Source organism: Patescibacteria group bacterium (assembly GCA_041653535.1).
Lineage (GTDB): Bacteria > Patescibacteriota > Patescibacteriia > JACRDY01 > JACRDY01 > JBAZFH01.
In genome coordinates, this window is sequence record JBAZFH010000002.1 from 236,766 (window position 1) to 261,832 (window position 25,067).

Here is a 25,067-nt window from a genome sequence, read left to right on the forward strand (position 1 = left end):
GAAAGAAAATTAGACCATTTGTTGTCACATTAATTATATCGCCGTCAGTTTTTATTTTGTAACGATTATTCGTGTTGGTCCGTTTTTGGTGTGGTAGCAGGCGGTAATGTCCTGTCGCCTTGCCAAAAGGACGTATTTTGCTATAATAGAGCCAATAATTTTTTAAAAAGAAAAATCATATGGAACACCCAAAAGAGGAAAAAACCCTGGTTATCATTAAACCAGACGGAGTACAAAGAACATTGATTGGCGAAATCATTCATCGTTACGAAAGAAGCGGTTTAAAGCTATTAGCGCTTAAAATGTTTATACCGAACGAAGAAGATGTTGAAGCGCATTATATCGTTGATCCGGAATGGAAGAGAAAGGTAGGGGAGAAATCAATCGCCTCATATGAAAAAAAGAGGTTGTCCGCGCCGTTTAGTAACGCTTTGGAGTGTGGTGAAGCCGTGCTTGGTCGTCTGAAAAAATATTTAGTTTCCGGTCCGGTAGTGGCGATGGTTTGGCAGGGTAATCAAGCAGTTGGTATTGTTCGTAAAATTACCGGTGGTACAGAGCCGTTGTCTTCCGATGTCGGCACTATTCGTGGCGACTTTACCATTGATTCTTATGGTATGGGAGACGTAGACGAAAGAGCGATTCGTAATCTGGTACACGCCTCCGGCAGTCCAGAAGAGGCAGAGAAGGAAATAGCTATCTGGTTTAAGCCGGAAGAGATTTTGAAATACAGATTGATCAGCGATCAAATGCTTTATGATGTTAATTTGGACGGAATAAAAGAGTAGAATAAAAAAGTTTTTTACAGGGAAGTGGATGCCGTATTACATCCGCTTCTTGATATTTATAAATAATCGTGCTATGGTGTGAACACGTTCTTTTTAAGTAAGCGTGTTTTTTCAAAAAAAACAGAACAAAACATCACCAAAGAGGAGAGAAAATGGCAACGGAGATTGTGAGAGAGGGGGAATCGGAGCAGGACGACAAAGGTGCTCCGGCTGAGGGAATTATCATTCCTGCCGCCCAAAACTTTTTGGCAATGGTGATCGGTCAACCTTGCTGTAATCAGCTCAAAATATTGAGTCCAGCCCATCTTAAAGAACTCAGGCGGCACGTCGGGTTATTCCCTCGGTTTCTAAAACCGGGAGAGCGGAGCAGTCTGTCTGTACCTGGTGGTCGTTATGCCGGGCAAAAAGTTGTTTTGGTCCGTTCGGACACAGACCCTAACCTGGTTAGGGTTTCGACCGTGTAAATTCAATATGGGGGCAAACTTTTGATTTTAAATAATCAGAAGTAAAATGCCTCCATTTTTTATTATTTAATATACTCTTGACAAAGATATATTTGTTGTCTTAAAAGGTATTTGCTATAATTTATTTGAGCTTCACTATCTGGCGTTCTTACAAAAGATTAAAGGACTGTTTACGTTCTGGGTCAACAATTTTTTATGGGAGCAAACGTCTGTCTGAACCTTGGTTTAGATGGCGAGCACCCTGATTGCCTATAGTCGAGTAAGGTTTCCTTCGAAAAACAATTGGACTGCAAGGTGCAGATTTGGAGGAATTTTTGCTTTGACTGGCAGCGCGTAATTTATACGCCAGATCGTCTTATGGTCCGCGTCAGTAGTGAAGTCATGGTTTTCGGTCGCTTTTTACAGCGATTTTTTGTTTGACAAAAAGGGGAAAGGATATAGAATAGTGTTACTAACAAGTTGCGGTTTCGGGCTGTAGCGTAGTTGGCTAGCGCGCATGCATGGGGTGCATGAGGTCGCGGGTTCAAGTCCCGCCAGCCCGACCAAAGAAGATTGTTAAAGAGGCAATTTTTTTGTTTAAAAATTGTTGCAATGATCTCTAAAATATGCTATACTTAAAATAAGAAAAATAAAAACCTATTTTTAGTTATGGTCAAAACAAAAATAAAACGCCATGGAAAGGTATTTGGCGCCCTAATTTTGGTAGTTGCTGTTATTTTAACGCTCCATTTCTACTATGGAGTTTTTATTTTTGGTCAAAAACAGGCTGAGGCGGCGGATTTTAACTATGTGGTGGATAGCGCGGGTTCTCAATTTGATGACAATGCCGGTGACGGTATTTGCCATACCGCTGTTGGAACTTGCACTTATTATGCGGCGATCCAAGAAGCCAATGCCGACGGTGGCACCTCGGCAATTACCTTTTCTATTACGGGGACCATTACTATGTTAGCGGGAACCGGTTTTAATATTTCTGCGCCGGTAAGTATCACCGGTCCGGGAGAGGCTAATTTGACTATTAATGGTAACGGAGATGCTGGTATTTCACCTTTATATTTTGATTCTGGTTCCGGCGGTTCTTCGGCTACGGCTTTAACACTAGCCGGTTGCGGTTTAGCCGGATCGCCCGGTACTAGACAGTGCATCAAACTTCCTTCCACCGACGATGGTTATTCTTTTACTCAGATGACATTTACTAATGGGTCTATTCGTTGCGGCCAGAATGGCAATGATGATATTACTATTACCAATAACACTTTTACCGGCGTGGACGGAATTATTAATTTTGCTGATAATGCGGTTGTTAACGATAATATTAATATTTCCGATAATACTTTTACTATTAATGATCCAGCTAATGAAGAACAGGTGATGAAAATCAACGGCAGTAATGTTACGGTTCACGGTAACACTATAGATTGTACTAGTTCGGGTATAGGGGCGGGCATATTTATTCATGGCGCTTCCGGCTATACGGTAACTGATAATGAGCTTACCGAATGTGGTCTTACCGCAGATGCCGGTGGTAATGGTTCCATATATATTTCCCCAGGAGATGACGCGTCTCCGATGGTTATTACCGGCAATACTATTACGGGCGGAGAAGGTCATGGTATCTGGGTCAATACGACGAGCGACAACTCTTATACCGGGTTTGATGTTTCTGATAATATTATTTCTAACACCGGAAGTTACGGCATAATATTTGGAGTCAACGGCGCCGGCTACACTAGTCTTTCAGGAGTTATCGATGGTAATGTAATAACCAATGCTGGAGCTAGCGTTCCTGATAATGAGGAAATGGGTATAGGCGTGTTTAATTTGGATTCAGATTCTGATTTAACCGTTTCCAATAATGATATTAGTGGTAGTGGGGCGTATGGGCTGTTGCTGTATAATGTCGATGACACAGTAGTTGTCACTGGCAATACTTCCAGTTCTAATGATGCCGGCATTTTTTTTCTTAACTGTTCCGGTGAAGTTAGTATATCTAATAATACTTTTGAGTCTAATGAGTTTGCTGGAGTAACGTTTGATGAAAATACCACTATCACCGGCGGGACTATTGCCGGTAATACTTTTAATTCAAATCCAACAGGTATTGCTCTAGGTACCGCTATTAGCAACGTAACCATCGGCGGATCTGGTGCTGCTAAAAATATATTTGATAATAACGAAATCGCTATTAATATTGATTCGCTTGGTGTTTCCGCCATTACTATTCAGGGTAATGAGATTACTGATTCTACTGATTCCGGGATAGTTACTACTAGTGGGTGCGGAGCCGATATTTCCATCATTAATAATATCATCAGTGGTTCTGCTCTTTATGGTGTCAATCTTAATGGTTGCGAAGAGGCGGTTACTTTCTCCGGCAATACTATTTCCAATAATGGTTCAACGACTTCCAGCGGTTTTATGGCCGCAGTCTCTCCTGGTCCCACCTATGATGGTGATGTATATAGTGGAGTATATTTTTATGCTGGTGGGGGTGGAGGAGAATTAATTGAGCTGAGTGGTAGTACGGCTTTGGGCGATACGGCTGATGGTGTCCATAATTTTAATCTTTCTCTAATAGATATAGACGCTGCTTTTTATGCTTTTTTTGTCCGCGATGACGCTTTTGCTTCTTCCGGCGCCTTTGAAACAGAGTGTAATACTTGGGGAGTAGGCACTTGTACAGCGGTTACCTGGCAGGATGATATTTTCGTCGCCCATGGCGCCACCTCGTCATATACTTTGAATCTAACCGGTCCTGGCATAGTCTTTAGTGTTGATCCTACGCTTACCTACGCCACTGGAATTTATTTGTATTATGGTTATTATCTTTCTGTCGCCGCTCATACTATCACCAACGACACCTTTTCCGGCAACGGCAATGGCATTTATTTTGGTATCGGTCCAGAGACCGGTGCTAGTTGCACTGTTACCGATTCGGTAATCTCTTCTTTGAATAGTGATTTTGTTACTGATTTTGGCGATTCCAGTTTTAGTGTTATTAATACTACTTATACCACTTATACCTCCACCCATAACGTTACCATCAATCACCAAGTTCGCGTTCATGTGATTGATGTCGATGGTGACGCGGTAGCGGCAACTGTCACTGCTACTAATGCCGGTGGTACTGCCAGCAGTATGGGTACTACCGATGCCTCGGGTCTTACCAGTTACGTTACGCTAAGTCACGATCTTGTTGAAGGTGAAGATTTGGATAGCCCTTTTATTTTCTCCGCCGCTCTCAGTGGTAAGACCGGTACTACTACTGCTACATATTTAAACACTAAGAATCAGCAGGTTGAGCTAACCATCGCTTCTAGCGGACCAGCCCCAGTGACTTCGTCGGCTTGTTCCAATGGCACCGACGATGATGGTGATGGGTATACTGACTATCTTGATGATCCTGGTTGTGCTTCAGCTAGTGATAACAACGAGGCCAATGATCCGGCCTGCTCTGATCGTGTCGACAACGACGGTGACGGCAAAATTGACGCCTTAGATTTTGGTTGTTTGGACAGTAACGGCGTTTATGACAAGTATGACAACGATGAAACCAATTCTCTTACTTTACCTGAATGCTCTGACAGCTTGGATAATGATAATGATGGTTATGTGGACTTTCCTGTTGATCCTGGCTGCGCTAATGCGGTTGATCCTTCTGAAAATCCCAACCCGGCTTGCTCCGACGGTTTAGATAACGATAAAGATGGTTTGATCGATTACCCGGCAGATATGGGCTGTACCTCTATTTTTGATATTGACGAAACCACGCCAGTTATTTCCGCCTGTTCTGATGGTATTGATAATGATAAAGATGGCAAGATTGATATGGCTGACCCGGGTTGTTCTTCTATCTTTGATACTAACGAAAGCGATACGATAAAAGCCGCTTGCGCTGATGGTTTGGATAATGATAGTGACGGCAAGATAGATTATCCGGCGGATGACGGTTGTTTTGCTGCTTTTGATGAAAGTGAAATTGGCGCGTCGCTTGCCGCTTGTTCCGACGGTCTGGATAATGACGAAGATGGACTGATTGATTGGCCGGAAGACCCTGGTTGTTTGTCCGTTTTTGATAGTGATGAAAATAACGTTACGATCAAAGCTCAATGCGCTGACGGTTTGGATAACGATGCTGATGGCGGTTGTGACCACGGCGGTTGTACTATCGTCGGTGTGAAACTTCCCGCCGATTTGTCTTGTTCTTCACCTGCGGATAATGACGAGTTTTTGCCCTTATCCCAGTGCCAAGACGGTCGAGACAATGATGGAGACAACACTTATGATTATCAATCCGCTAATCCCGATTCTGGCTGTAGTTCGACTCAAGACGATAGCGAGGTGGCCGAAGTTTCTGTTTGTGGTAACTCCATTAGGGAAGCGGGCGAGACTTGCGATGACGGTAATTTAACAAACGGCGACGGATGTTCTTCTGCTTGCATTATCGAAGATTCGACCGAATTTTGTTTCTACGAAGATTTTAATTCCAGTCCGTTAAGCACCAGTAAGTGGCGTAGCGCCGGTCGTTTTACCAGTCTTAATTACACAACCACTAATGGTAAATATGTTTTTGATTTGCAAGGAGTCGGTGATTCACTTTATTACGAACAATTATTAAGTCTATATAATCAGACCAAAGACTATTCTTACAAAACGGCGGCCAATACCTATATGGCGCAGAACAACAAATATCTTGGTCTGATACCTCTGTCCGGCGGTAAACGCTTAGCGGTTTTGGATGATTTTAAAGTTGAAATAAATTTTTCCAACTTTAACCAAGAGGGTAACCCATATTATGCCGCTTGGCGGGCATTAATCGTGCTATGTCAGGACGACAATACGTCGTTGCGAATGGAGTTACTGAGAAAGAGCGACCGCACTCAAGCCACTTTTAATGGTTATGCCCCTCCCGGCATACCCACTTACTCTGATTTCAGTTTAAACTCATCCAGCGGTCAGTTTGCTATTGAGCGGCAGAATAACAGTTTATCGTTTTATGTCGACGGTTTGAAATTTCACCAAATGAACCTTGTCTATTTACCGCGGGTTTGTTACACATATTTTGATTCGGACGTGCAGTTCACCGGTAACAGATTACAAGTATCGGTTGATGAGTTTAAAATTAATAAAGGTTGCTATTTGTCGATTTGCGGTGACGGCATCGTTGATAAAGTGACCGGCGAAACTTGCGATGACGGCAATCTGGTAGACGGTGACGGTTGTTCTTCTGCTTGTACTATCGAAGAAAGAAAAGCTTCGGTCTGCGGCAACGGCGTCAAAGAGTCGGGTGAAGAGTGTGATGACGGCACTATTAACGGACAAGAAGGAAGATGTAATACTTCTTGTTCGGGAACAGTTGTTTCAACGGAAGAACCAATAGTTGAGGAACCAATAATTGAAGAACCAAAACAAGAAGAACCGGAAACGGAAGAACCGTTGATTACTGAAGGTAAACAAGAATCCACTGTTACTCAAACGGTTTCTGAAGTTACTTCGGCTATCTCTGGTTTTGTCGGTGAAGTCAGCGTTAAAGGTCAGGAGATAGTCAGCTCTATTGCCGGATTTTTATCTTCCGAACAAGCAAGGCCGATGACTGAGGAATATCAGGTTATGGAATCTATTCCAGTCTTGCGTCAAATCGCCGAAACCAATGCCTATCAAACAATCAGTAAAACTGTTTTAGACAACAAAGCAGTGGAACGAGCCAATGTTTCTATTGCTACTCCCGCGGTTATCGCTATTACTGCAGCCAACGCTTTGGCGGCGCTACCCAGTTTGTCGTTGATTCCCAACTTGGCCTTAATCTTCACTGAACCATTTCGCTTGTTGTTTTTCCGTAAGCGTAAATATGGTGTTATTTATAACAGTTTAAGCAAAAAACCGATTGATTTAGCTATTGTTCGTCTTTATGATAACGTCACTAATAAATTAGTAGCTACCGCTGTTACCGATTCCCATGGTCGTTATTCTTTTTTGGCTGATCCGGGGGAATACTATATTAAAGTTCAGTCTCCTAACTATGTTTTTCCGTCATCCACTCTTGGTCAAAAAATAAAAGATCACGACTACGCCGATCTTTACTACGGCGCTCCGGTTCGTACCACTGATCAAAGCTCATCTTTGACTCTAAACATCCCTCTAGACCCTAACATCCCGACCAAAACAGATAAAGAAGTATTAAGAGCTGATATGATTAAGAAGTTCAAAGCTTTTATCGCCCATTTTGGTCTTATTCTTTCCTTTGGTTCCTTGATTATTTCTCCCAACAAATTAGTGTTATTGGTAGTTGTCTTCCATATTCTTCTTTTTATCTTCTTCCGTCGTATCGCCACCACTCACAAGCCTAAATCTTACGGCGTTATTTTTGATCAAGATACAAAGAAGGCCATTAATAAAACCATCTTGCGTATTTTTGATAACCAATACAACAAACTACTGGCTACCGCTGTTGCCAACTCCAAAGGTCAATATAACTTTTTGGTCGGTCCTAATGTTTATTACCTGACTGCCAATCATCCCTCCTACCAACCATTTAAATCCGATGTCTTGGATTTTGGTAATGCCAAGGAAGCAGTGGTGGACAAGGATATTAGGATGAAAAAGAAATAGAAAAAATAAAATAGCTAAAAATAGACAAAAAATCCATTAGTTAATGGATTTTTTGTTAATGGAAGCTAACCTTGTTTATTTATTAACATTTTGTTTAAAATTGGCTATTGACACACTTGTCGGATTGCTTTATACTAGCGCTACCAATTGCCGTTAGGGATTAGTGGAGCAAATTTCTGCCGCAAAGCATGAATAATCTACGCTAGTCTTTAAAAAGCAAAGAAGGAGATAAATAGCTAAATTAAGCAAAAATATCTGCCATTCTACATAAGGCTAGAAACCCTTACTGGTATTATTGGTTATTATTAAAGGTTTCTAGCTTTTTTCTTTACCACAAATTATGAAGATTATTTTGGGGAAAAAACTACAAATGACTCAGAAATTTGCTGCCGACGGCACAGTGACTCCTGTGACCGCTGTTTTAGCCGGTCCGTGTTTTATTACTCAGGTAAAAGCAGACGATAAGGATGGATATAAAGCAGTACAAATTGGTTTTGGTGAAAAGAACAAAATTAGCAAGCCTCTTGCCGGTCATTTAAAAAATCTTGGAAAATTTGCATATTTAAAGGAATTCAGACTAAAAGATAAAGACGAATTGGGCGAGATGAAACGTGGTGACAAAATTACTACCGCTGATTTTGCCATTGGACAAATAGTCGAGATTGCCGGTACTTCCAAGGGTCGTGGTTTTCAGGGTGTTGTCAAAAGACATCATTTTCATGGTCATCCGGCCTCTCATGGACACAAGGATCAACTTCGTACTTCCGGCTCCATTGGCGCTGGCGGCATCCAGCATGTTATGAAAGGTATGCGCATGGGCGGTCATATGGGTGTTGACAGAGTTACTATTAAAAACTTGGAGATTATTGACATTGATAAGGAAAAAAACATTATTTTTATCAAAGGCGCTGTTCCTGGCGCTCGTAATGGTTTGGTCGAGGTTCGAGTAACTAAGGAAGTAGAAGCAAAAAAAGTAAAGTAATATGAAAGCAACGATTTATAATTTAAAAGGGGAAAAGGTTCAAGAGATTGATTTGAATTCTTATATTTTTGATATTAAGCCAAAAACGGAAGTGGTCCATCAGGTGGTTATTGCTCAGGAAAATAACGCTAGAAAAAATCTTGCTCATACTAAAACCAAAGGCGAGGTTCGCGGCGGCGGCAAAAAACCTTGGAAGCAAAAAGGTACCGGTCGCGCTCGTGCCGGTTCGTCTCGTTCGCCATTGTGGCGCGGCGGCGGCGTAACTTTTGGTCCCCGTAAAGAAAGGGATTATTCAGTTAAAGTAAACAAAAAAATGAAAAATTTGGCTTTACGCATGGTTTTATCCGACAAGGCAAAAGAAAATGATTTGATTGTCGTTGACAGACTTGAACTAGCTGATATTAAGACTAAAAAATTTGTGGAAGTTTTGCGTAAACTGCCGGTCAAGGACGCTAAAACCGTGGTGGCTCTCGGTCCTCAGGATTCGAAATTGGTTCGAGTGGCAAAAAATCTGCCAAAAGTTTTGGCGATTGGAGCCGGTAGTTTGAATATAGTCGATTTACTAAAATATAAATATCTGGTTGTTTCTCAAAACGGACTAGATCAGATAGAAAAAGTTTACGGTAAGAAATAAATATGGGTTTATTAAACAAATTAAAAAAGACTGAAACGAAGAAGGAAGAAAAAAGGACAGAAGAGGTGAAAAAAGAAACCCCTATTGTTAAGGTTGAAGACAAAAAGTCTGAAGATAAAAAGGAAAAAACTGTTACTAGATACAGCAAAGATGATACCGGCAGCGCTTATAAAGTTTTACTTCGTCCGGTATTGACTGAAAAGGTTACTGATATGGGATCGTTAAACAAATATGTTTTTGAAGTATCTATCGATGCTACTAAAAATGAAGTCAAAAAAGCCGTACACGCGCTTTATGGTGTTGATCCGGTCAAAGTAAATATTATTAAATTAAAAGGAAAATGGAGCCGTTATGGTAGCAACTTTGGTCAGCAAAAGAATTGGAAAAAAGCGGTTGTTACGTTAAAGGAAGGCGAAAATATCCAAATATACGAAGGAGTTTAATATAAAATATGGAAATTAAGCTTTACAAACCAACTACCCCGGCTCGCCGCAGAACTTCTGTGGACGACTTTTCTGATATTACTTCCAAAAGAAGTTTAAAAAACAGAATTCAGATTAAAAAAAGCCAAGGTGGTCGCAATAATACCGGGAAGATAACTGTTCGTCATCGTGGCGGCGGCGCCAAAAATTTTTATCGTCAGGTTGATTTCAAACAAGATAAATTTGATATTCAGGCAAAGCTTATTGCTGTCGAGTATGACCCAAATCGTTCGGTTCGGATTGGCGTTCTGGCTTATGCCGACGGAGAAAAAAGATATATTTTGCTTCCAGAGGGAGTCAAAGTTGGTCAGGTGGTAACATCTTCAAAAAAGGCAATTAAACCGGAAATCGGCAATCGTATGCCTTTGGAATTCATTCCGGTTGGTATGTTTGTTCATAATGTCGAGCTTACTCCTGGTAAAGGCGGTGAAATAGTTCGTAGCGCCGGTACTTCCGCTCAGTTCATGGCTTTGGAAGAAGGTGGTTTAGCGCAGTTACGGCTTCCCTCGGGAGAAATCAGGGCAGTAACCAAAGAATGTTTAGCTACTATTGGTCAGCTGAGTGGTCAGCAGCATCGTCATATACGTATTGGTAAGGCAGGTAGACGTCGTCATATGGGATTTCGTCCGTCAGTACGTGGTAAGGCAATGAATCCAGTTGATCATCCTCATGGTGGTGGAGAAGGTCATAATCCGATTGGTCTTAAACATCCGAAAACTCCTTGGGGTAAACCAGCCAGAGGCGTTAAGACACGTAAACATGGTAAGTATTCAGATAAATTAATTATCCAAAGAAGAAAAAAGAGAAAATAATTTATGTCACGACGTTCACTAAAAAAAGGAATTTTTACCGATCCTAGATTGTTAAAAAAAGTTAGTAATCTTCGGATTGGCGATAAGACGGTAATCAAAACTTGGTTCCGCTCTTCAGTTATTTCTCCGGAAATGATCGGTTTTGTTTTTGGTGTGCATAATGGCAAAAATTTTATCGAAGTGGTTGTAACTGAAAATATGGTCGGACATCGTCTAGGGGAGTTTGCTCCTACACGTAAATTTGTGGTTCATGGCGGTAAGATGGCAAAAGATTTGGCTAAGGCTGCCGCGGTCAAAGATGCGACCGTAAAAAAAGCTGCCACAGAAGCGGTTTCTAAAAAATAGAGTTTGTTTAATCTAATACTATGCGTCTAGAAGTAAAAGCCAGATATATAAAAAAAGCACCGCGAAAAGTTCGTCTGATTTGTGATTTAGTTCGCGGTAAAGATGTCAATCAGGCGTTGGTACAGCTTACCTTTTTAAAAAAAGAAGCCGCGGTTCCGGTTAAAAAGTTAGTCGAATCCGCTATTGCTAATGCGGTAAACAATTTCAATTTAGATAAAGATAATTTGTATATAGCCAGTATCTTTGTTGATGGTGGTCCTGTACTAAAACGTTGGATGCCACGAGCTCATGGTCGCGCTACCGAGCTTAAAAAGAAAATGTCTCACATTGTTTTGGTTTTAGCTGAAAGAGTGCCGAGTAAGACCAATGATGGAAAAAAGGTTAAAAAGAGTAAAGAAAAGATCGAAATTGTTAATAATAAGCCAAAGGACGAGACAGTGATTTCCAAAACCGACGGTAAAGTTAACGCGAAAAAATCAGAAGAAGAAGTAAGCGAAGAGATTTTTGATCCACGGATGAAGGGTAAGCATCGCCACAACCAAAATCAGGATAAAAAACAAATGAAAGAAGCAGGTAATAAGAGTTTTATTAAAAAAGTATTTAACCGCAAGTCGGGTTCATAAATAAATTTTTATGGGACAGAAGGTAAATCCAAAAGTATTTCGCATCGGTACTACCACCAACTGGAATTCACGTTGGTTTGCGAATAAGAAAAATTTTGCTGCACAGTTGCGGGAAGATATTAAAATTAGAAAATTTTTCGAAAAAGAGTTACGTATGGCTGCTGTTGATAGTATTGTTATTGAACGCACTGCCAAGACCTTGAACATCAATATCGCCACCGCTAAACCGGGTGTTATTATCGGTCGTGGCGGTCAGGGTGTTGAAGATTTGAAGAAAAAAATAAAAGATTTGTTTTTTGGTAATCAAAAAGTTTCAATCAATATTAACATAAAAGAAGTCGACAAGCCGGCGCTTTCCGCCAGAATTGTAATGATGGACATTATTTTTGATTTAGAAAAGCGTATTCCTTTTCGTCGAGCGGTAAAAGGCGCGATGAATCGTGTCGAGCGCGCTGGCGCCAAGGGTATTAAGGTTATTGTCAGCGGTCGTCTCAACGGAGCCGAAATCGCCCGTCGAGAAACATTTAACTGGGGATCTGTTCCTTTGCATACATTGCGTGCTAATATTGACTACTCCCGCGCTGCAGCTAGGACTATTTATGGGGCGATCGGGGTAAAGGTTTGGATCTATAAAGGTAACGTTATTGAGCAAGGTAATAAAAAATAAGATATGTTAGCGCCAAGAAAAGTAAAACATAGAAAATGGTTTCGAGGGGATACTAAAGGTAAAAAAGCTACTTCCGGTACTACTTTAAGTTTTGGTAAGTGGGGATTAAAATCTTTAGAAGCAAAATGGGTAACTGCCCGTCAGATTGAGGCTGCCCGTCGCGCCATGAGTCGTTATCTTAAGCGTGGTGGTAAAATTTGGATTCGCGTTTTTCCCGATAAACCGGTAACTACTAAAAATGCCGAGGTTCCGATGGGTGGCGGTAAGGGTCCGGTTGATCATTATGTTGTTGTGGTCAAAGCCGGTACTATCATGTTCGAAATCGACGGTATTCCCGCCGATCAGGCACGGGAGGCTTTACGTCTAGCCGGCAATAAAATGCCCGTAACCACTAAAATAGTTTCCAGATAATATTTAAATATGGAATTCAAAGAATTAAAACTTAAAGCCGAAGCCGAATTGCAAAAGCTTTTAAAGTCGCAAAGAGAAAAAATGCGAGACTTGCGTTTTAAAATAGCCAATAAACAGCAAAAGAACGTTCGCGAGATTCGTGTTATTAAAAAAGAAATTGCCCAAATTTTGACTATTATTAATGGGCGTAAGACCGGTAAGATAGCTAAAGTAGCAGCTATTATCGAAGGAAAGAAATAATCAGTAAATATTTTTTAATATGACAGAGGCTAAGAAAAAAATAGAGACCAAAAAAACCAAGCTTTTCCGAAAGTTTGTCGGCAAGGTGATTGCTGGAAAGATGGATAAAACCATAGTTGTTTTGGTTGAAAGAACAAAAATTCATCCTTTATATAAAAAAAGGTTTAAAACTAGCCGTAAGTATAAAGTTCACGATGAAAAGAATCAGTACAAAGTTGGTGATATTATCGAGTTTGTCGAATGCCGACCTATTAGTAAAGATAAAAGGTGGAGAGCGCTAAAAAATATTTCCGCTAAATAATCAGGTATATATGATCCAATTACGAACAATGTTAAAATCGGCTGATAACAGCGGTGCCAAAAAGCTCCAATGTATTCATGTCAAAGGCGAATCGTACAAACGATATGCCCGGATTGGTGATATTGTAAAAGTTACCATCAAGGAAGCAGTGCCGCACAGTGGCGTCAAAAAAGGCGAGGTTCATGACGCCGTGGTTGTTCGTACCCACAAGGAATATCGTAGAGCGGATGGTAGTTACATTCGTTTTGATGACAACGCTGTTGTTTTGGTAAACGTCAAAGATAAAGAGCCAAAAGCTACTCGTATTTTCGGACCAATACCGCGCGAGCTTCGCAATTTGGGCTATGCCAAGATTATTTCTTTAGCACCTGAGGTTTTGTAAAATTATCAATATGAAGATAAAAAAAGGCGACAAAGTAGAGATTATTACGGGTAAGGACAAGGGCAAATCCGGCAAGATTATGCAGGTTTTTTCCAATGAAAACAAAGTGGTTGTTGAGGGACTTAATTTGCTTGTCAAAAACACTAGACCTCGTCGTCAGGGTGAAAAGGGTCAGCAGGTTCGTTTTCCTGCGCCGATCAATCTTTCTAATGTAATGCTCGTTTGTCCCAAATGCGGTAAAAAAACTCGAGTTGGTTTTCGTCTGGCTGAAAAAAAAGAAAATAATAAAAGCGCCGTTGCTTTGCGCGGCAAAAAGTTTCGTGAATGTAAAAAGTGTAAACAAGTAATAGAGTAATATGAGATTACAGGAAAAATACAATAAAGAGATTAAAGCGGCTTTAAAAGAAAAGTTTGGTAAAGATAATGTCATGTCTGTCCCGAAAGTTACCAAAATAGTTTTGAACATCGGTGCTAGTAAAGCTTTGCAAGATCCTAAATATTTAGAGATAATGGAAAGCACATTAGCTCGTATTTCCGGACAAAAGCCGATCAAAACTAGAGCTAAAAAGTCTATTGCTGCTTTTAAAATCCGTCAGGGGATGGTCGTTGGTTTTAAGGTTACATTGCGCGGGATAAGAATGTGGGACTTTTTAGAGAAGTTAATCAATGTTACTATGCCTCGTTCTCGCGACTTTCGTGGTTTGGATGAAAAAGGCTTTGATGGTAAGGGCAATTATTCACTCGGTTTTAAAGAATATATCGCTTTTCCGGAAATTCGTTCCGATGAGGTGGAGAAGCAGCATGGTTTAGAAGTAACTATTATAACTACGGCAAAAAACGACGAAGAAGGCTTCGCACTGCTTAGCGCATTAGGAGTGCCGTTTAAAAAGAAAGAAAAATAATACATATGGCTATTACGTCACAAGTTGTTAAATCACGAAGAAAACCGAAATTTTCTACCCGCAAGATTCGTCGTTGTTGGCGTTGTGGTCGCAATCACGGTTATATACGCAAGTTTCAGATGTGTCGTATTTGTTTCCGTGAGCTAGCGGGAAAGGGTGATATTCCGGGAGTGAAAAAAGCCAGCTGGTAATTTATTTATTTAAAGAATATTAACGCTTATTAAGATTATTATATGATGACAGATCCTATAGCCGACATGCTGACCAGAATCAGGAATTCGGTAGCTATAAGAAAATCTGAGGTAGCAATGCCTTATTCCAAACTAAAAGCCGAAATCGCCAAGATTTTAGAGGCCAATGGTTATATTTCCGGATTTGAAAAAGCAGGCGAAGGTATTAATGCTGAGTTGAAAATTAATCTTAAATATGAAGACGGTGTGTCTAAAATAAATTCTTTAGTTCGCACCAGTAAACCGGGTCGCAGAATTTACTCTAAAAAAGACAATTTACCGATAGTTTTAAATAATCGAGGTATTGCAATTATTTCTACATCTCGCGGATTAATGACCAACAAAGAGGCTGGGAAAAACGGTTTGGGTGGAGAAGTGATTTGTGAAATTTATTAGTTAATTTTATGTCACGTATAGGTAAAAAACCAATTCAAATTCCTTCCGGCGTCGAGGTAAAAGCTGACGGCGGTCAACTTTCGGTAAATGGTCCTAAAGGGACACTGACTATTCAATTGCATCCGGTTGTTAATATTGAAATCAAGGATGGTAGTATTTTTGTTACTGTCAGTGAACCGGAAGAGAAAAAACAGCGAGCTTTATGGGGTCTTTTTCGTAAATTGATTGCTAATATGATCGAGGGTGTTGTTAAGGGTTTTGAAAAAAAATTGGAAATTAGCGGCGTTGGTTTTCGCGTGGCTTTGCAGGGAAACAAATTGGTTTTTAATTTAGGCTTTTCTCATCAAATCGAGTTTGTTTTGCCACAAGGTATTTCTGCTGTTATCGAGGGAACAAATGTAATAATTCTTAATGGTATTGATAAACAGTTGATTGGTGAAACCGCTGCAAAAATTCGTAAATTAAAAAAACCGGAGCCTTACAAAGGCAAAGGAATTAAATATGCTGGCGAGGCTATCCGTCGCAAAGCCGGTAAATCCGGTAAGGCGGCTTAAAGAAACAAGTGGGTAGTCGTTAGTAGTTAGTTGTTAGAGAGGGCATTAACACCTAGCCACTGACCACTAGCTACTAACTACTGATTAAAATATGGCAAAAGACTACACAAAAATGAAAAAAGTATTAAAGGAACGACGAATTACTAAGATTCGATCGAAGGTTTTTGGTACTACTGCCAAACCAAGATTAGCTGTTTTTCGTAGCTTGAGTCATATTCACGCTCAAATTATTGATGATAATTCTGGGAAAACCTTAGTTTTTGTTGATGACCGTGGTTTGAAGGGTAAAAAGGTGGAAAAAGCATTAGCGGTCGGTAAATTGATAGCCGGTAAGGCAAAAGAGAAGAAAATCACTGAAGTTGTCTTTGATCGTCGGGGTAACAGATATCACGGTCGCGTTGCCGCGTTAGCCGACGGTGCTCGTGAAGGGGGACTAAAGTTTTAAAAGATAAGGTAGACTTTTTAAATAAATTTTATGGATCAAGATATAAAACAAATTAAAGATCAAGAAAGAGACGTTGAGCTGGAAAACGAAGCCAAAGAAGTAAAGGCTGGTAAGCTTGAAGTAGAAGAGATTATTACTCCCGATGCTGTTGCAACTGCTGAAGAGCCAAAAGCTGAAGCAACTGCCGCAGTGGTTGGTAAACCTGGTTTTAGGGGTCGTGGCGGTAAAGAACGCGGTGCCGGTTTGGGTGGTCGCGGCGGTCATGGTAGAGGCGAAGGCGGTGGCGGCAGACGTCGTGGTGATAATAAGGGCGGAGAAGATGGTGAATTTGAGCAGAAAATTATTGATTTGGCCCGAGTTACAAGGGTTATGGCTGGCGGCAAAAGAATGAGATTCCGTGCTTGTGTTGCTATTGGCGATCGCAAAGGCAGAGTAGCCGTTGGTTTGGCCAAAGGTCAGGACGTTACTGTGGCAATTGCCAAAGCCGTTACCCAGGCTAAAAAAGATATAATTACCGTGCCGATTGTTAACGGTACTATTCCGATAGAAGTCAGGGAGAAATATAAGGCTGCCAGAGTTTTATTCAAACCGGCTAAACAAGGTAAGGGCGTTATTGCCGGTGGCGCCGTTCGTATCGTTTTAGAATTAGCTGGAGTACCAAATATCGTTACTAAAATTTTAGGTAGCAATAACAAGGTTACCAACGTTAAAGTAACGATGAAGGCTTTGAACAGAATTGCTAGCTATTGGCGTTTTCGTGGTGGTAAAACTGATGCTGATAAGGCTAAAAAACAGGAAAAGGAAATTAAGAAATAATTTATTACAATGAAAATAATATGGTTTTGACCTTATCAAATTTAAAACCGGCGAGCGGTTCTAAAAGAAAAAAGAAAAGAGTGGGTCGAGGTAATGCCTCGGGACACGGTACTTATAGTACTAGTGGTTTGAAGGGTCAGCGTTCTCGTTCTGGCGGACGCGGTGGTTTGAAACTAAAAGGCTTGAAAAATAGGTTGCAAAAAATTCCCAAATTACGTGGTTTTACTTCTCAATATTCCAAGCCGGAAGTGGTTAAACTCAAGGATTTGGAAAAATATTTTCCAGTTGGAGCGAAAATTAATGTCGAAGGTCTAAAAAAACACAACCTTATTCATCGCACTACTTCACTGGTTAAGGTTTTGGGCGGCAGCAAGCTTACTAAAAAATTTACTATTCAGGGCTGTGCCGTTTCTGCCGGAGCTAAAAAAGAAATTGAGGCAATAGGCGGAAAAGTGCTATAATATACTGGCGGTTAACTTTGTTAACCGTTTTCCTCTCATAAAATATGTGGCAAAAACTAGTCCAAATTTGGAAAGTAAAAGATCTTCGTAACAGCATCCTTTTTGTTTTGGGGATGTTGGCGATTTTTCGTTTTGCCGCTCATATACCGGTTCCGGGTATTGATGTTACCGCTCTCAAGAGACTTTTTGAGTCAAATCAGTTTTTAGGATTGATCAACGTATTTTCCGGCGGCAGTATGGAAAATTTTTCCGTCGTTGCTATGGGTGTGGCGCCATATATTACTTCATCTATTATTTTTCAGTTACTTATCATGATCATTCCTTCGCTAGAACATCTTTCTAAGGAAGGTGAGCATGGCAGACAAAAGATTAATCAATATACTCGTTGGTTGACCATACCTTTAGCTATTTTGCAGGGTTATGGCATGCTTTCGTTACTTAGCCGGTCAAGTCAGGGAATCGTCGGCGCGATGTCTGGATTCCAACTCGTTACTGTTATAGCGACGGTAACAGCCGGTACCGTGCTTTTGATGTGGATTGGCGAGTTGATTTCGGAAAAGAAGATCGGTAATGGCGTGTCGATTTTGATTTTTGCCGGTATTATTACTAGTATTCCTGGAGCCATTGGGCAAACACTGTCTGTTTTTGATAAGACTCAGGTTTTCAACCTCGTAATGTTTTTGGCGATTGCCTTGATTACGGTAGTTACCGTTGTTATTTTAACAGAGGGACAACGCAATGTCCCGGTTTCTTACGCCCGCCGAGTACGAGGAAATAAAATGTATGGCGGTGTTGATACTCATTTGCCAATTCGCGTAAATATGGGTGGTGTGATCCCTATCATTTTTGCCATCTCATTGATTTTATTTCCTTCAATGATTGCTCAGTTTTTTATCAACGCTCAAACCGCTTGGGTGGTTAGTGCTGCACGTTTTGTTATTAACCTTTTTCAAAATCAACTATTCTACGGTATCAGCTATTTCGTTTTAGTAGTTGGCTTCACTTATTTTTATACGTTTGTTGTTTTTCATCCTCAGCAAATTGCTGAAAATTTACAAAAACAAGGAGGCTTTATTCCTGGTATTCGTCCGGGACCAAATACTGCCGAATATCTTAATAAGATTGTAAGTCGTATTATTCTAGGCGGCGCTTTATTTTTAGGATTGATTGCTATATTGCCTTTATCAATCAAATATATTACCGGTCTTAATACCATGGTAGTCGGGGGTACTTCGCTTTTAATCGTTGTTTCGGTAGTAATTGAAATAGTAAAACAAGTTGAATCACAGTTGACAATGCGTGATTACGACGGTTTTTAAACAATTTTTTTATTATTTTTTTAACCCCTGATAATAAGGGGTTTTTGTTTTAAATAAGCTAAAATATTGAAGTTTTATTTAAAACCTGGTAAACTAAAATCTAAGAATTATGGTCAATATATTCAGAAAGAAACCAATACTTGCCCTGGCGCCGATGGCGGGAATAACCGATTCGGCTTTTCGTCAGCTTTGTCGCGGGCTAGGCGCTGATTTGGTTTACTCGGAAATGATTAGTGCTGAAGGAATAATTTATGGCAAACCGCAGGATTATTATGATTGGGAAAAGAAAAAATGGGGCAAGTTAAGCAAGACCGAACGGTTAGCTATCTATGAGTCTAAAGAAAAACCGATTATATTACAGCTTTTTGGTAAAAATCCGGAGAATATGGCAATAGCTGCCGCGATATTAGTTAAAAAATTCAAACCAACCGGGATCGATATTAATATGGGTTGTCCGGCAAAAAAAGTGGTGAAATCCGGTCACGGCGTGGCTTTGATGAAAGATCCGGCGTTAGCCTGCGAGATTGTAAAAAAAGTAAAGGCAGCTGTTGGTAAAAAAGTTTTAGTGTCAGTCAAAACTCGTTTGGGCTTTACCAGTAAAAACGAAATTTTGAAATTTGCTCCTAAAATAGAAAAAGCCGGGGCGGACTTTATTTGTTTGCATGGACGTACGTATAAGCAGGGATTTTCCGGAGCAGTAGATTACGATCTGATAAAAAAGGTAAAGAAAAAAATTTCTATTCCTTTGATTGCTAATGGTGGAGTGAAAACGCCGCAGCAAGCTATAGATGTTTTACGTCTGACGAGGGCTGACGGACTAGCTATCGGTATGGCAACGTGGGGGCAGCCATGGATTTTTCAAGAGATAAAAAAATATTTTTCCGGAAAAATAGTCGGCAGGTTTTCCTGGGCGCAGGTAAAGAAGGTGATTTTGAGACACGCCGAGTTGGTTTATAAGGAAAAGGGAAGTTACGGTATTATTGAGTTGCGTAAACATCTTTGCTGGTATGTTCGTGGACAAAAAAACGCCGCAGAGTTGCGACGAAAATTGGTTCGCGTCAAAACAGTTGGGCAAATAAAGAATGTTTTAGATAGTTAAGGCTACCACCAGCGTTTTTTACGGAAAATCAGACCCAGGGTTAAAGCTATTAATGCCATTATTCCCAGTATGATCCAAAAGCCAAAATCATTTTGTTCTAGCGGATGAGGAGTTCTCATGGCAAAAATGAAAGCCACAAGATTCATGGGTGCAAAAAGTACTGAAATAATCGTTAAGGTTTTAATAATTTGATTAAGGCGATAGGAGCTAAGGGACATTCTGGTTTCGTGCAAAGAGTTAATGGTTTCTTTGTGGGTTTCCAGTAAATCCCATATTTCCTTTAGTTGATCGATAAGGTTTTTGAAATATATATCGATTTTGTCGTTTAGAAAGAAGCGATCGCTGGCTTCCACGAGGTGAGAAATGGTGCTTTTATGAGCTTGCATTGTTCTTCGAAAATTGATGATATTTTTTTTAATCAGCGCGATTTCGTATATTGTTTTTGGTCCGTGTTTGATAAATATTTGCGACCCGATAGCGTCAATATCGTTATTAATATGGACTAGCATTGGAAAACAGTAATTGGTTAGGCGGTTCAATATTTCAAAAAGTAGATTGGCTGATCCGCCCTCCATTATCTCTTGATAAAATTTGGGGTTTTTTTCACAGCGAGTAAAAAATTCACGAAGCGGCGGCAGTTGACCATCGTGAATAGTAACTATAAAATTGCGACCAATAAAAAAATCAACTTCCGTAGCCTTTATTTCCCGAGTTTTTCGATTGTAAATCGGGAAGAGTAGAACCATAAAAAGATATTCGTCGTGTTCTACTAATTTTGGTCGCTGTGTCGGAGGTAGACAGTCTTGGACGTCAGTATGGTAAAAAGGAAAACTTTTTTTTAACCAGTTTATTTCCCGTAGAGTATTTTGAGTGACATTAAACCATTGAAAGCCACCCAATCGTAAAAGATGTATATGTTTTGGTTTTTCCATAATTTATTTTTGTTTGTTAAAATATTATAACATATTTTGGTTTGATTGAGAAATAATAGTAATGACCCGTTACTAAAACTAGATATTTTTGCTATAATAGTAGTGTTAATATAATAAAATTATGTCTCAAAAAGAAGGTAAAAAAGACGCGGCTTTTGCCCCGATAACCCCGGAGGTAGTATCGCAAACTCCAGAATCGTTAGAACAACCATTAAATCCAGAGGATTTGGCTAGCCCAGAGACTACCACTGGAGTTGTAACTGAGGGCGAGCCGCAGACATCAACTGATGGTTATCCGCCGCTTCCTGGTTCGGGAACGGTCGGTAAAGCTGCTGATATTTTGGCAACGGCAAAAGACGAAACCCTGGAAAATATAGAAGATATTTTAGAAGACGATTTAGAGCAGGTATACGCCAATTTACCGGAAGAAAAAAAACAAGAATTTAAAATTGAGGGAGAAAAAACAGCTTACGCCATCCGGGGAGTTCTCTCTTCGGTAAGAATTAAAGCCAGAAGAATTTTTCGTCTGATTGCCAGTTGGCTGAAAATCGTCCCTGGAATTAATAAATTTTTTTTGGAACAAGAGGCAAAGATAAAAACTGATGAGATATTGGATTTGGTTGACGAGGAAAAGAAAAACAAAAATATAAAATAAATTTTTATTTAACATGGACCAGGAGCTTCAATTTGGGTTGCCGACTGGCAATCCGGCTGAACAAGTAAGTCAAGGTTTGGTGGCATCCAGCCCGTGGCTGATGTTTATTTTTTATTTTGCGCTCACGGCGCTTTTTGTTTTTATTATACTTTTGTTTATTCGTTATTATTTTTACCGTCGGGAAAAGGTTCCGGCTGCTTTTCGTAAAGTCATTTTGCTTATTACTTTACCCAAGGAGTCGTTGAAGCAAGAAAAAGGACACGAGAGGGAAACGCAGCAGTCAATTGCCGAGGAAATATCACTAGGAGAAATGTTGGCTGGTAGTATCGGCGGGCTAAAAGCGCAAAAAGGTTTGCGTTATTGGTTGTTCGGTCGGACTGACCATGTCGCTTTAGAAATAGTCGCCCATGATGGTTTTATCTCTTTCTACGCTGCCGTGCCTAGTTATTTGCAGCAATATTTTGAACAGCAAATACATGCACACTATCCAGAGGCTTTTATTGAAATAAAGGAGGATTATAATATTTTTAGCCCGCAAGGAGTGATTCGAGCGGCTTATTTGAAATTTAGACGTGAGTTTTTCTTTCCTATCAAAACTTATAAAAAAATGGAAAACGACCCCCTGGAATCGTTGACTAATGCCATGGGGAAGCTAGCTGATAATGAAGGGGCAGTGATACAGGTTATTGTCCGTAGTTCTCGTCCCAGCTGGCACAAGGTGGGCAGTCGTGTTGTTTCTGAAATGAAGCAAGGAAAAAAATTAAAAACAGCCGTTCGTGCTGCCGGAACAAATGGATTTTTGAAATTTTTGGGAGTAGTAGCTGATGTTTTTAAAACTAAAAATAAAGATGAGCAGCAGATAGGAATGATGGATAGTAGGCATTACCAGCTTTCACAGATGGAAGAGGAAATGGCAAAAGGCATTGAGGAAAAATCCAGTAAAGCGGGACTGGACGTAAATATTAGGGTAGTGGTTTCCGCACAAGACCCTACCAGTGCTCAGCTTTGTCTAGATAATATTGTTAATGCTTTTTTTCAATATAATATTTATGAATATGGTAATGGTTTTGTTAAAAAGGTTCCTTATCGTATAGATGGAATCGTTAATGACTTTATTCATCGAAATTACACGGAAAAGTATAAAATGATTATGAACACCGAAGAAGTCGCTAGCATTTATCATTTGCCACTTACTTCGACCGACATGCCAAACATTCGTTGGTTGACCTCTAAAAAGGCGCCGGCACCTCTTAATGCGCCCAAGGAAGGCATTCGGCTTGGTACTAATATTTATCGCGACGTCGCTACTCCGATTTTTATCAAAAGGGAGGATCGTCGAAGACACGTGTATATTATTGGTAAATCAGGCGTCGGTAAATCCGTTTTGATGGGGGGGTTGGCTACTCAGGACATAATTAATGGCGAAGGAGTTTGCGTTATTGATCCGCACGGAGATTTAGTTGATGATGTTCTGGCAGCAGTGCCAAAAGAGCGGGCTGACGATGTTATTATTTTTGATCCGGCGGATATCGAACGACCAATGGGTTTAAATCTTTTGGAATATGATCCGCGTTATCCGGAGCAAAAAACTTTTGTTATCAACGAAATGATTAAAATATTTGATAAACTGTATGATTTGCGAGCTACCGGCGGTCCAATGTTTGAGCAATACATAAGAAATGCGATGTTATTGATTATGGAGGATCCCGAATCGGGTTCGACTTTGATGGAGATATCCAAAGTGTTAGCCGATGCCGAATATCGTCGTTATAAACTATTGAAGTGCAAAACTCAAGTGGTTAAAGATTTCTGGCAAAAAGAAGCGGAAAAAGCCGGCGGTGAAGCATCGCTGCAAAATATGGTACCCTATATTACTTCAAAATTAAATACTTTTGTTTCCAATGATTTTATGCGACCGATTATTGGTCAGCAAAAAAGCGCGATTAATTTTCGGGATATAATGGATAGCCAAAAGATTTTGCTGGTTCGATTATCCAAGGGTCGGCTAGGGGATATTAATACTAATCTACTTGGTATGATGATCGTCGGTAAGATATTGATGGCTGCTTTGAGTCGTACTGATACTTCGAGAGAAGTACGTAAAGATTTTTATCTTTATATTGATGAATTTCAAAATTTTACCACTGACAGTATTGCTGTTATTTTGTCGGAAGCCCGTAAATATATGTTGAATCTGATAATTGCTCATCAATATATCGGTCAGCTGGTGGTAAATAATGATACTACTATTCGCGACGCGGTGTTTGGTAACGTCGGTACGATAGTTTGTTTCAAAATTGGCGTGGAAGACGCGGAAATACTGGCTAAAGAGTTTGCGCCGGTATTTAACGAGTATGATGTTATCAACATTGAAAAATATACCGCTTATGTTAAACTTTTGGTGGATAACGAGGCAACAAAGGCCTTTAATATGGCTACCGACTACTTTAATCCTCAAAGCCGTGATTTAGCGGAAAAAATTCGTGAATTGTCGCGTTTGAAATATGGTCGCGATCGAGATATAGTGGAAAGAGAGATACTGGATCGGTCTAAGACGGCTGGAGTCGCAAGTTTTATACCGTCAACTGATCGTGAATAAAAACAAAAAAACAAAATAAATATGAAAGACAAAAAAAACAAAAATGAAGTTTTGGATTTGGGCGATATGGCAGATAGTATGGGAGTTGACGATGAAAAAAAAGAGGCTTTGCGTCAAATCTTAAATAATATAAAAAGCAATATTGAAAGGGCGATAAAAATAGTCGAAGATAGCGGTAGCGGTAATGGAGGGTTGGTTTTAGAAAAGCTGGAAAGTATAAAAAGCGATGTTGATTTTGATGGTAAATATTTTGATGAACAAAAAGTGGTGGAGGGAGTTTTTGACGGACAAAAAATGATTGATACCGAAGGACAGGAATATCAAATACCGCCAAATTATATTTCCAAATCAAAATTAGTAGAGGGTGATATTTTAAAGTTAACTATTGACGATCGTGGTAATTTTGTATACAAACAGATAGGTCCGGTCGGTCGTCGAAGGGTCAAAGCTCAGCTTGGTCAGGATCCGGAAACCAAGCAATATTACGCTGTCGCCGGCACTAAGCGCTGGAAGTTGATTACCGCAGCAGTTACTTATTTTCGCGGTGATCCGGGCGATGAGGTGGTTATTTTGGTGCCCGAGGAGAGTAAATCGGCTTGGGCGGCAGTGGAAAACGTGATTAAATCATAATAGTAGTAAAAAAATATGGCGATTTTTGGCTCTTTGTTTGGTTCCAGTAGAAAAATTTTTCACACCAAGGATGAAATAAAAAAATCTTTGTTTAGACTCAATACCTTGACTCAAGATCAGCGTGAAATAATTTTTAATATTGTCGCCGGAGAATTGGACGATAATGGCGTTACCGAATTTGAATGGAAAAAACGTCTCAGTCCGATTTTTTATCAACTGGTCAAAGAGGGGAAAATCAGCCAGATCGATTACGAAAAATTGAAAAATTTAGGCAACTAATAATCTTGTATTT

The 25,067-nt window shown here is 40.1% G+C and carries 29 protein-coding genes and 1 tRNA gene; 29 read left to right on the forward strand and 1 reads right to left on the reverse strand.

Going from position 1 to position 25,067, the window contains the following annotated elements:
* Positions 1-179: 179 nt before the first annotated feature.
* The 25 genes from WC310_03070 to WC310_03190 all read left to right on the forward strand — a co-directional run bounded on the left by WC310_03070 (position 180) and on the right by WC310_03190 (position 19,959).
* Positions 180-785 carry a nucleoside-diphosphate kinase gene (locus WC310_03070; protein ID MFA5358775.1) on the forward strand — a complete coding sequence of 202 codons (606 nt, stop codon included), beginning with the start codon at positions 180-182 and terminating at the stop codon, positions 783-785.
* Positions 786-937: 152 nt separating this feature from the next.
* Positions 938-1,249 (forward strand): hypothetical protein, encoded by a 312-nt coding sequence (locus tag WC310_03075; GenBank protein MFA5358776.1) that lies wholly within the window; start codon positions 938-940, stop codon positions 1,247-1,249.
* Between the two features lie 468 nt (positions 1,250-1,717).
* A tRNA-Pro gene (locus WC310_03080) sits at positions 1,718-1,794 on the forward strand.
* A gap of 103 nt (positions 1,795-1,897) precedes the next feature.
* Positions 1,898-7,858 (forward strand): right-handed parallel beta-helix repeat-containing protein, encoded by a 5,961-nt coding sequence (locus WC310_03085; GenBank protein ID MFA5358777.1) that lies wholly within the window; start codon positions 1,898-1,900, stop codon positions 7,856-7,858.
* Between the two features lie 337 nt (positions 7,859-8,195).
* Positions 8,196-8,840, forward strand: coding sequence for a 50S ribosomal protein L3 (gene rplC, locus WC310_03090; GenBank protein ID MFA5358778.1), 645 nt, complete (start codon positions 8,196-8,198; stop codon positions 8,838-8,840).
* A 1-nt stretch (position 8,841) separates the two neighbouring features.
* The gene (rplD, locus tag WC310_03095) at positions 8,842-9,474 is read left to right on the forward strand and encodes a 50S ribosomal protein L4 (protein ID MFA5358779.1); all 633 of its coding nucleotides are present in this window, start codon (positions 8,842-8,844) and stop codon (positions 9,472-9,474) included.
* Between the two features lie 2 nt (positions 9,475-9,476).
* Positions 9,477-9,917 (forward strand): 50S ribosomal protein L23, encoded by a 441-nt coding sequence (rplW, locus tag WC310_03100; protein ID MFA5358780.1) that lies wholly within the window; start codon positions 9,477-9,479, stop codon positions 9,915-9,917.
* An 8-nt stretch (positions 9,918-9,925) separates the two neighbouring features.
* Positions 9,926-10,768 (forward strand): 50S ribosomal protein L2, encoded by an 843-nt coding sequence (rplB, locus tag WC310_03105; protein MFA5358781.1) that lies wholly within the window; start codon positions 9,926-9,928, stop codon positions 10,766-10,768.
* A 3-nt stretch (positions 10,769-10,771) separates the two neighbouring features.
* The gene (gene rpsS, locus WC310_03110) at positions 10,772-11,113 is read left to right on the forward strand and encodes a 30S ribosomal protein S19 (protein MFA5358782.1); all 342 of its coding nucleotides are present in this window, start codon (positions 10,772-10,774) and stop codon (positions 11,111-11,113) included.
* A 20-nt stretch (positions 11,114-11,133) separates the two neighbouring features.
* Complete coding sequence (gene rplV, locus WC310_03115) at positions 11,134-11,736, forward strand: 50S ribosomal protein L22 (GenBank protein ID MFA5358783.1); 603 nt, start codon at positions 11,134-11,136, stop codon at positions 11,734-11,736.
* A 10-nt stretch (positions 11,737-11,746) separates the two neighbouring features.
* A complete protein-coding gene (rpsC, locus tag WC310_03120) occupies positions 11,747-12,403 on the forward strand; it encodes a 30S ribosomal protein S3 (protein MFA5358784.1) in 657 nt (218 codons plus the stop codon).
* 3 nt (positions 12,404-12,406) lie between these two features.
* Entirely contained in the window at positions 12,407-12,814 is a 408-nt protein-coding gene (rplP, locus tag WC310_03125; GenBank protein ID MFA5358785.1) for a 50S ribosomal protein L16, read from the forward strand.
* Between the two features lie 9 nt (positions 12,815-12,823).
* Positions 12,824-13,054 carry a 50S ribosomal protein L29 gene (rpmC, locus tag WC310_03130; protein ID MFA5358786.1) on the forward strand — a complete coding sequence of 77 codons (231 nt, stop codon included), beginning with the start codon at positions 12,824-12,826 and terminating at the stop codon, positions 13,052-13,054.
* Positions 13,055-13,073: 19 nt separating this feature from the next.
* Positions 13,074-13,355 (forward strand): 30S ribosomal protein S17, encoded by a 282-nt coding sequence (gene rpsQ / locus WC310_03135; protein MFA5358787.1) that lies wholly within the window; start codon positions 13,074-13,076, stop codon positions 13,353-13,355.
* Positions 13,356-13,365: 10 nt separating this feature from the next.
* Entirely contained in the window at positions 13,366-13,737 is a 372-nt protein-coding gene (gene rplN, locus WC310_03140) for a 50S ribosomal protein L14 (protein MFA5358788.1), read from the forward strand.
* A 10-nt stretch (positions 13,738-13,747) separates the two neighbouring features.
* Positions 13,748-14,092: a 50S ribosomal protein L24 gene (gene rplX, locus WC310_03145; protein MFA5358789.1), complete on the forward strand. Its 345-nt coding sequence runs from the start codon at positions 13,748-13,750 to the stop codon at positions 14,090-14,092.
* A gap of 1 nt (position 14,093) precedes the next feature.
* The gene (rplE, locus tag WC310_03150) at positions 14,094-14,639 is read left to right on the forward strand and encodes a 50S ribosomal protein L5 (GenBank protein MFA5358790.1); all 546 of its coding nucleotides are present in this window, start codon (positions 14,094-14,096) and stop codon (positions 14,637-14,639) included.
* A gap of 5 nt (positions 14,640-14,644) precedes the next feature.
* A complete protein-coding gene (locus tag WC310_03155; GenBank protein MFA5358791.1) occupies positions 14,645-14,830 on the forward strand; it encodes a type Z 30S ribosomal protein S14 in 186 nt (61 codons plus the stop codon).
* A gap of 42 nt (positions 14,831-14,872) precedes the next feature.
* Positions 14,873-15,265, forward strand: coding sequence for a 30S ribosomal protein S8 (gene rpsH, locus WC310_03160; GenBank protein ID MFA5358792.1), 393 nt, complete (start codon positions 14,873-14,875; stop codon positions 15,263-15,265).
* An 8-nt stretch (positions 15,266-15,273) separates the two neighbouring features.
* Entirely contained in the window at positions 15,274-15,819 is a 546-nt protein-coding gene (gene rplF / locus WC310_03165; GenBank protein ID MFA5358793.1) for a 50S ribosomal protein L6, read from the forward strand.
* Between the two features lie 91 nt (positions 15,820-15,910).
* A complete protein-coding gene (rplR, locus tag WC310_03170; protein MFA5358794.1) occupies positions 15,911-16,264 on the forward strand; it encodes a 50S ribosomal protein L18 in 354 nt (117 codons plus the stop codon).
* 30 nt (positions 16,265-16,294) lie between these two features.
* Positions 16,295-17,080 carry a 30S ribosomal protein S5 gene (gene rpsE, locus WC310_03175; GenBank protein ID MFA5358795.1) on the forward strand — a complete coding sequence of 262 codons (786 nt, stop codon included), beginning with the start codon at positions 16,295-16,297 and terminating at the stop codon, positions 17,078-17,080.
* Between the two features lie 20 nt (positions 17,081-17,100).
* Entirely contained in the window at positions 17,101-17,541 is a 441-nt protein-coding gene (gene rplO / locus WC310_03180) for a 50S ribosomal protein L15 (GenBank protein ID MFA5358796.1), read from the forward strand.
* A 44-nt stretch (positions 17,542-17,585) separates the two neighbouring features.
* Positions 17,586-18,860: a preprotein translocase subunit SecY gene (gene secY / locus WC310_03185; GenBank protein ID MFA5358797.1), complete on the forward strand. Its 1,275-nt coding sequence runs from the start codon at positions 17,586-17,588 to the stop codon at positions 18,858-18,860.
* Between the two features lie 109 nt (positions 18,861-18,969).
* A complete protein-coding gene (locus tag WC310_03190) occupies positions 18,970-19,959 on the forward strand; it encodes a tRNA-dihydrouridine synthase (protein ID MFA5358798.1) in 990 nt (329 codons plus the stop codon).
* 2 nt (positions 19,960-19,961) lie between these two features.
* On the opposite strand, the gene WC310_03195 is transcribed toward WC310_03190, so the two are convergent.
* Positions 19,962-20,891: a magnesium transporter CorA family protein gene (locus tag WC310_03195; GenBank protein MFA5358799.1), complete on the reverse strand. Its 930-nt coding sequence runs from the start codon at positions 20,889-20,891 to the stop codon at positions 19,962-19,964.
* Positions 20,892-21,012: 121 nt separating this feature from the next.
* Here WC310_03195 and WC310_03200 point away from each other — a divergent pair, with 121 nt between their 5' ends.
* The 4 genes from WC310_03200 to WC310_03215 are packed head-to-tail and all read left to right on the forward strand — an operon-like array spanning position 21,013 to position 25,054.
* Entirely contained in the window at positions 21,013-21,546 is a 534-nt protein-coding gene (locus WC310_03200; GenBank protein MFA5358800.1) for a hypothetical protein, read from the forward strand.
* Between the two features lie 13 nt (positions 21,547-21,559).
* Entirely contained in the window at positions 21,560-24,145 is a 2,586-nt protein-coding gene (locus tag WC310_03205) for a DUF87 domain-containing protein (protein ID MFA5358801.1), read from the forward strand.
* 21 nt (positions 24,146-24,166) lie between these two features.
* Positions 24,167-24,775 carry a hypothetical protein gene (locus tag WC310_03210; GenBank protein ID MFA5358802.1) on the forward strand — a complete coding sequence of 203 codons (609 nt, stop codon included), beginning with the start codon at positions 24,167-24,169 and terminating at the stop codon, positions 24,773-24,775.
* Positions 24,776-24,790: 15 nt separating this feature from the next.
* Positions 24,791-25,054 (forward strand): hypothetical protein, encoded by a 264-nt coding sequence (locus WC310_03215; GenBank protein ID MFA5358803.1) that lies wholly within the window; start codon positions 24,791-24,793, stop codon positions 25,052-25,054.
* Positions 25,055-25,067: the final 13 nt, after the last annotated feature.

What these genes read in the sequence shown, in the direction of transcription:
- WC310_03070 (MFA5358775.1), top strand. Translation starts at nt 180, where the DNA reads ATGGAACACCCAAAAGAGGAAAAAACCCTGGTTATCATTAAACCAGAC.
- WC310_03075 (MFA5358776.1), top strand. Translation starts at nt 938, where the DNA reads ATGGCAACGGAGATTGTGAGAGAGGGGGAATCGGAGCAGGACGACAAA.
- WC310_03085 (MFA5358777.1), top strand. Translation starts at nt 1,898, where the DNA reads ATGGTCAAAACAAAAATAAAACGCCATGGAAAGGTATTTGGCGCCCTA.
- rplD (MFA5358779.1), top strand. Translation starts at nt 8,842, where the DNA reads ATGAAAGCAACGATTTATAATTTAAAAGGGGAAAAGGTTCAAGAGATT.
- rplW (MFA5358780.1), top strand. Translation starts at nt 9,477, where the DNA reads ATGGGTTTATTAAACAAATTAAAAAAGACTGAAACGAAGAAGGAAGAA.
- rplB (MFA5358781.1), top strand. Translation starts at nt 9,926, where the DNA reads ATGGAAATTAAGCTTTACAAACCAACTACCCCGGCTCGCCGCAGAACT.
- rpsS (MFA5358782.1), top strand. Translation starts at nt 10,772, where the DNA reads ATGTCACGACGTTCACTAAAAAAAGGAATTTTTACCGATCCTAGATTG.
- rplV (MFA5358783.1), top strand. Translation starts at nt 11,134, where the DNA reads ATGCGTCTAGAAGTAAAAGCCAGATATATAAAAAAAGCACCGCGAAAA.
- rpsC (MFA5358784.1), top strand. Translation starts at nt 11,747, where the DNA reads ATGGGACAGAAGGTAAATCCAAAAGTATTTCGCATCGGTACTACCACC.
- rplP (MFA5358785.1), top strand. Translation starts at nt 12,407, where the DNA reads ATGTTAGCGCCAAGAAAAGTAAAACATAGAAAATGGTTTCGAGGGGAT.
- rpmC (MFA5358786.1), top strand. Translation starts at nt 12,824, where the DNA reads ATGGAATTCAAAGAATTAAAACTTAAAGCCGAAGCCGAATTGCAAAAG.
- rpsQ (MFA5358787.1), top strand. Translation starts at nt 13,074, where the DNA reads ATGACAGAGGCTAAGAAAAAAATAGAGACCAAAAAAACCAAGCTTTTC.
- rplN (MFA5358788.1), top strand. Translation starts at nt 13,366, where the DNA reads ATGATCCAATTACGAACAATGTTAAAATCGGCTGATAACAGCGGTGCC.
- rplX (MFA5358789.1), top strand. Translation starts at nt 13,748, where the DNA reads ATGAAGATAAAAAAAGGCGACAAAGTAGAGATTATTACGGGTAAGGAC.
- rplE (MFA5358790.1), top strand. Translation starts at nt 14,094, where the DNA reads ATGAGATTACAGGAAAAATACAATAAAGAGATTAAAGCGGCTTTAAAA.
- WC310_03155 (MFA5358791.1), top strand. Translation starts at nt 14,645, where the DNA reads ATGGCTATTACGTCACAAGTTGTTAAATCACGAAGAAAACCGAAATTT.
- rpsH (MFA5358792.1), top strand. Translation starts at nt 14,873, where the DNA reads ATGATGACAGATCCTATAGCCGACATGCTGACCAGAATCAGGAATTCG.
- rplF (MFA5358793.1), top strand. Translation starts at nt 15,274, where the DNA reads ATGTCACGTATAGGTAAAAAACCAATTCAAATTCCTTCCGGCGTCGAG.
- rplR (MFA5358794.1), top strand. Translation starts at nt 15,911, where the DNA reads ATGGCAAAAGACTACACAAAAATGAAAAAAGTATTAAAGGAACGACGA.
- rpsE (MFA5358795.1), top strand. Translation starts at nt 16,295, where the DNA reads ATGGATCAAGATATAAAACAAATTAAAGATCAAGAAAGAGACGTTGAG.
- rplO (MFA5358796.1), top strand. Translation starts at nt 17,101, where the DNA reads ATGGTTTTGACCTTATCAAATTTAAAACCGGCGAGCGGTTCTAAAAGA.
- secY (MFA5358797.1), top strand. Translation starts at nt 17,586, where the DNA reads ATGTGGCAAAAACTAGTCCAAATTTGGAAAGTAAAAGATCTTCGTAAC.
- WC310_03190 (MFA5358798.1), top strand. Translation starts at nt 18,970, where the DNA reads ATGGTCAATATATTCAGAAAGAAACCAATACTTGCCCTGGCGCCGATG.
- WC310_03195 (MFA5358799.1), bottom strand. Translation starts at nt 20,891, where the DNA reads ATGGAAAAACCAAAACATATACATCTTTTACGATTGGGTGGCTTTCAA.
- WC310_03200 (MFA5358800.1), top strand. Translation starts at nt 21,013, where the DNA reads ATGTCTCAAAAAGAAGGTAAAAAAGACGCGGCTTTTGCCCCGATAACC.
- WC310_03205 (MFA5358801.1), top strand. Translation starts at nt 21,560, where the DNA reads ATGGACCAGGAGCTTCAATTTGGGTTGCCGACTGGCAATCCGGCTGAA.
- WC310_03210 (MFA5358802.1), top strand. Translation starts at nt 24,167, where the DNA reads ATGAAAGACAAAAAAAACAAAAATGAAGTTTTGGATTTGGGCGATATG.
- WC310_03215 (MFA5358803.1), top strand. Translation starts at nt 24,791, where the DNA reads ATGGCGATTTTTGGCTCTTTGTTTGGTTCCAGTAGAAAAATTTTTCAC.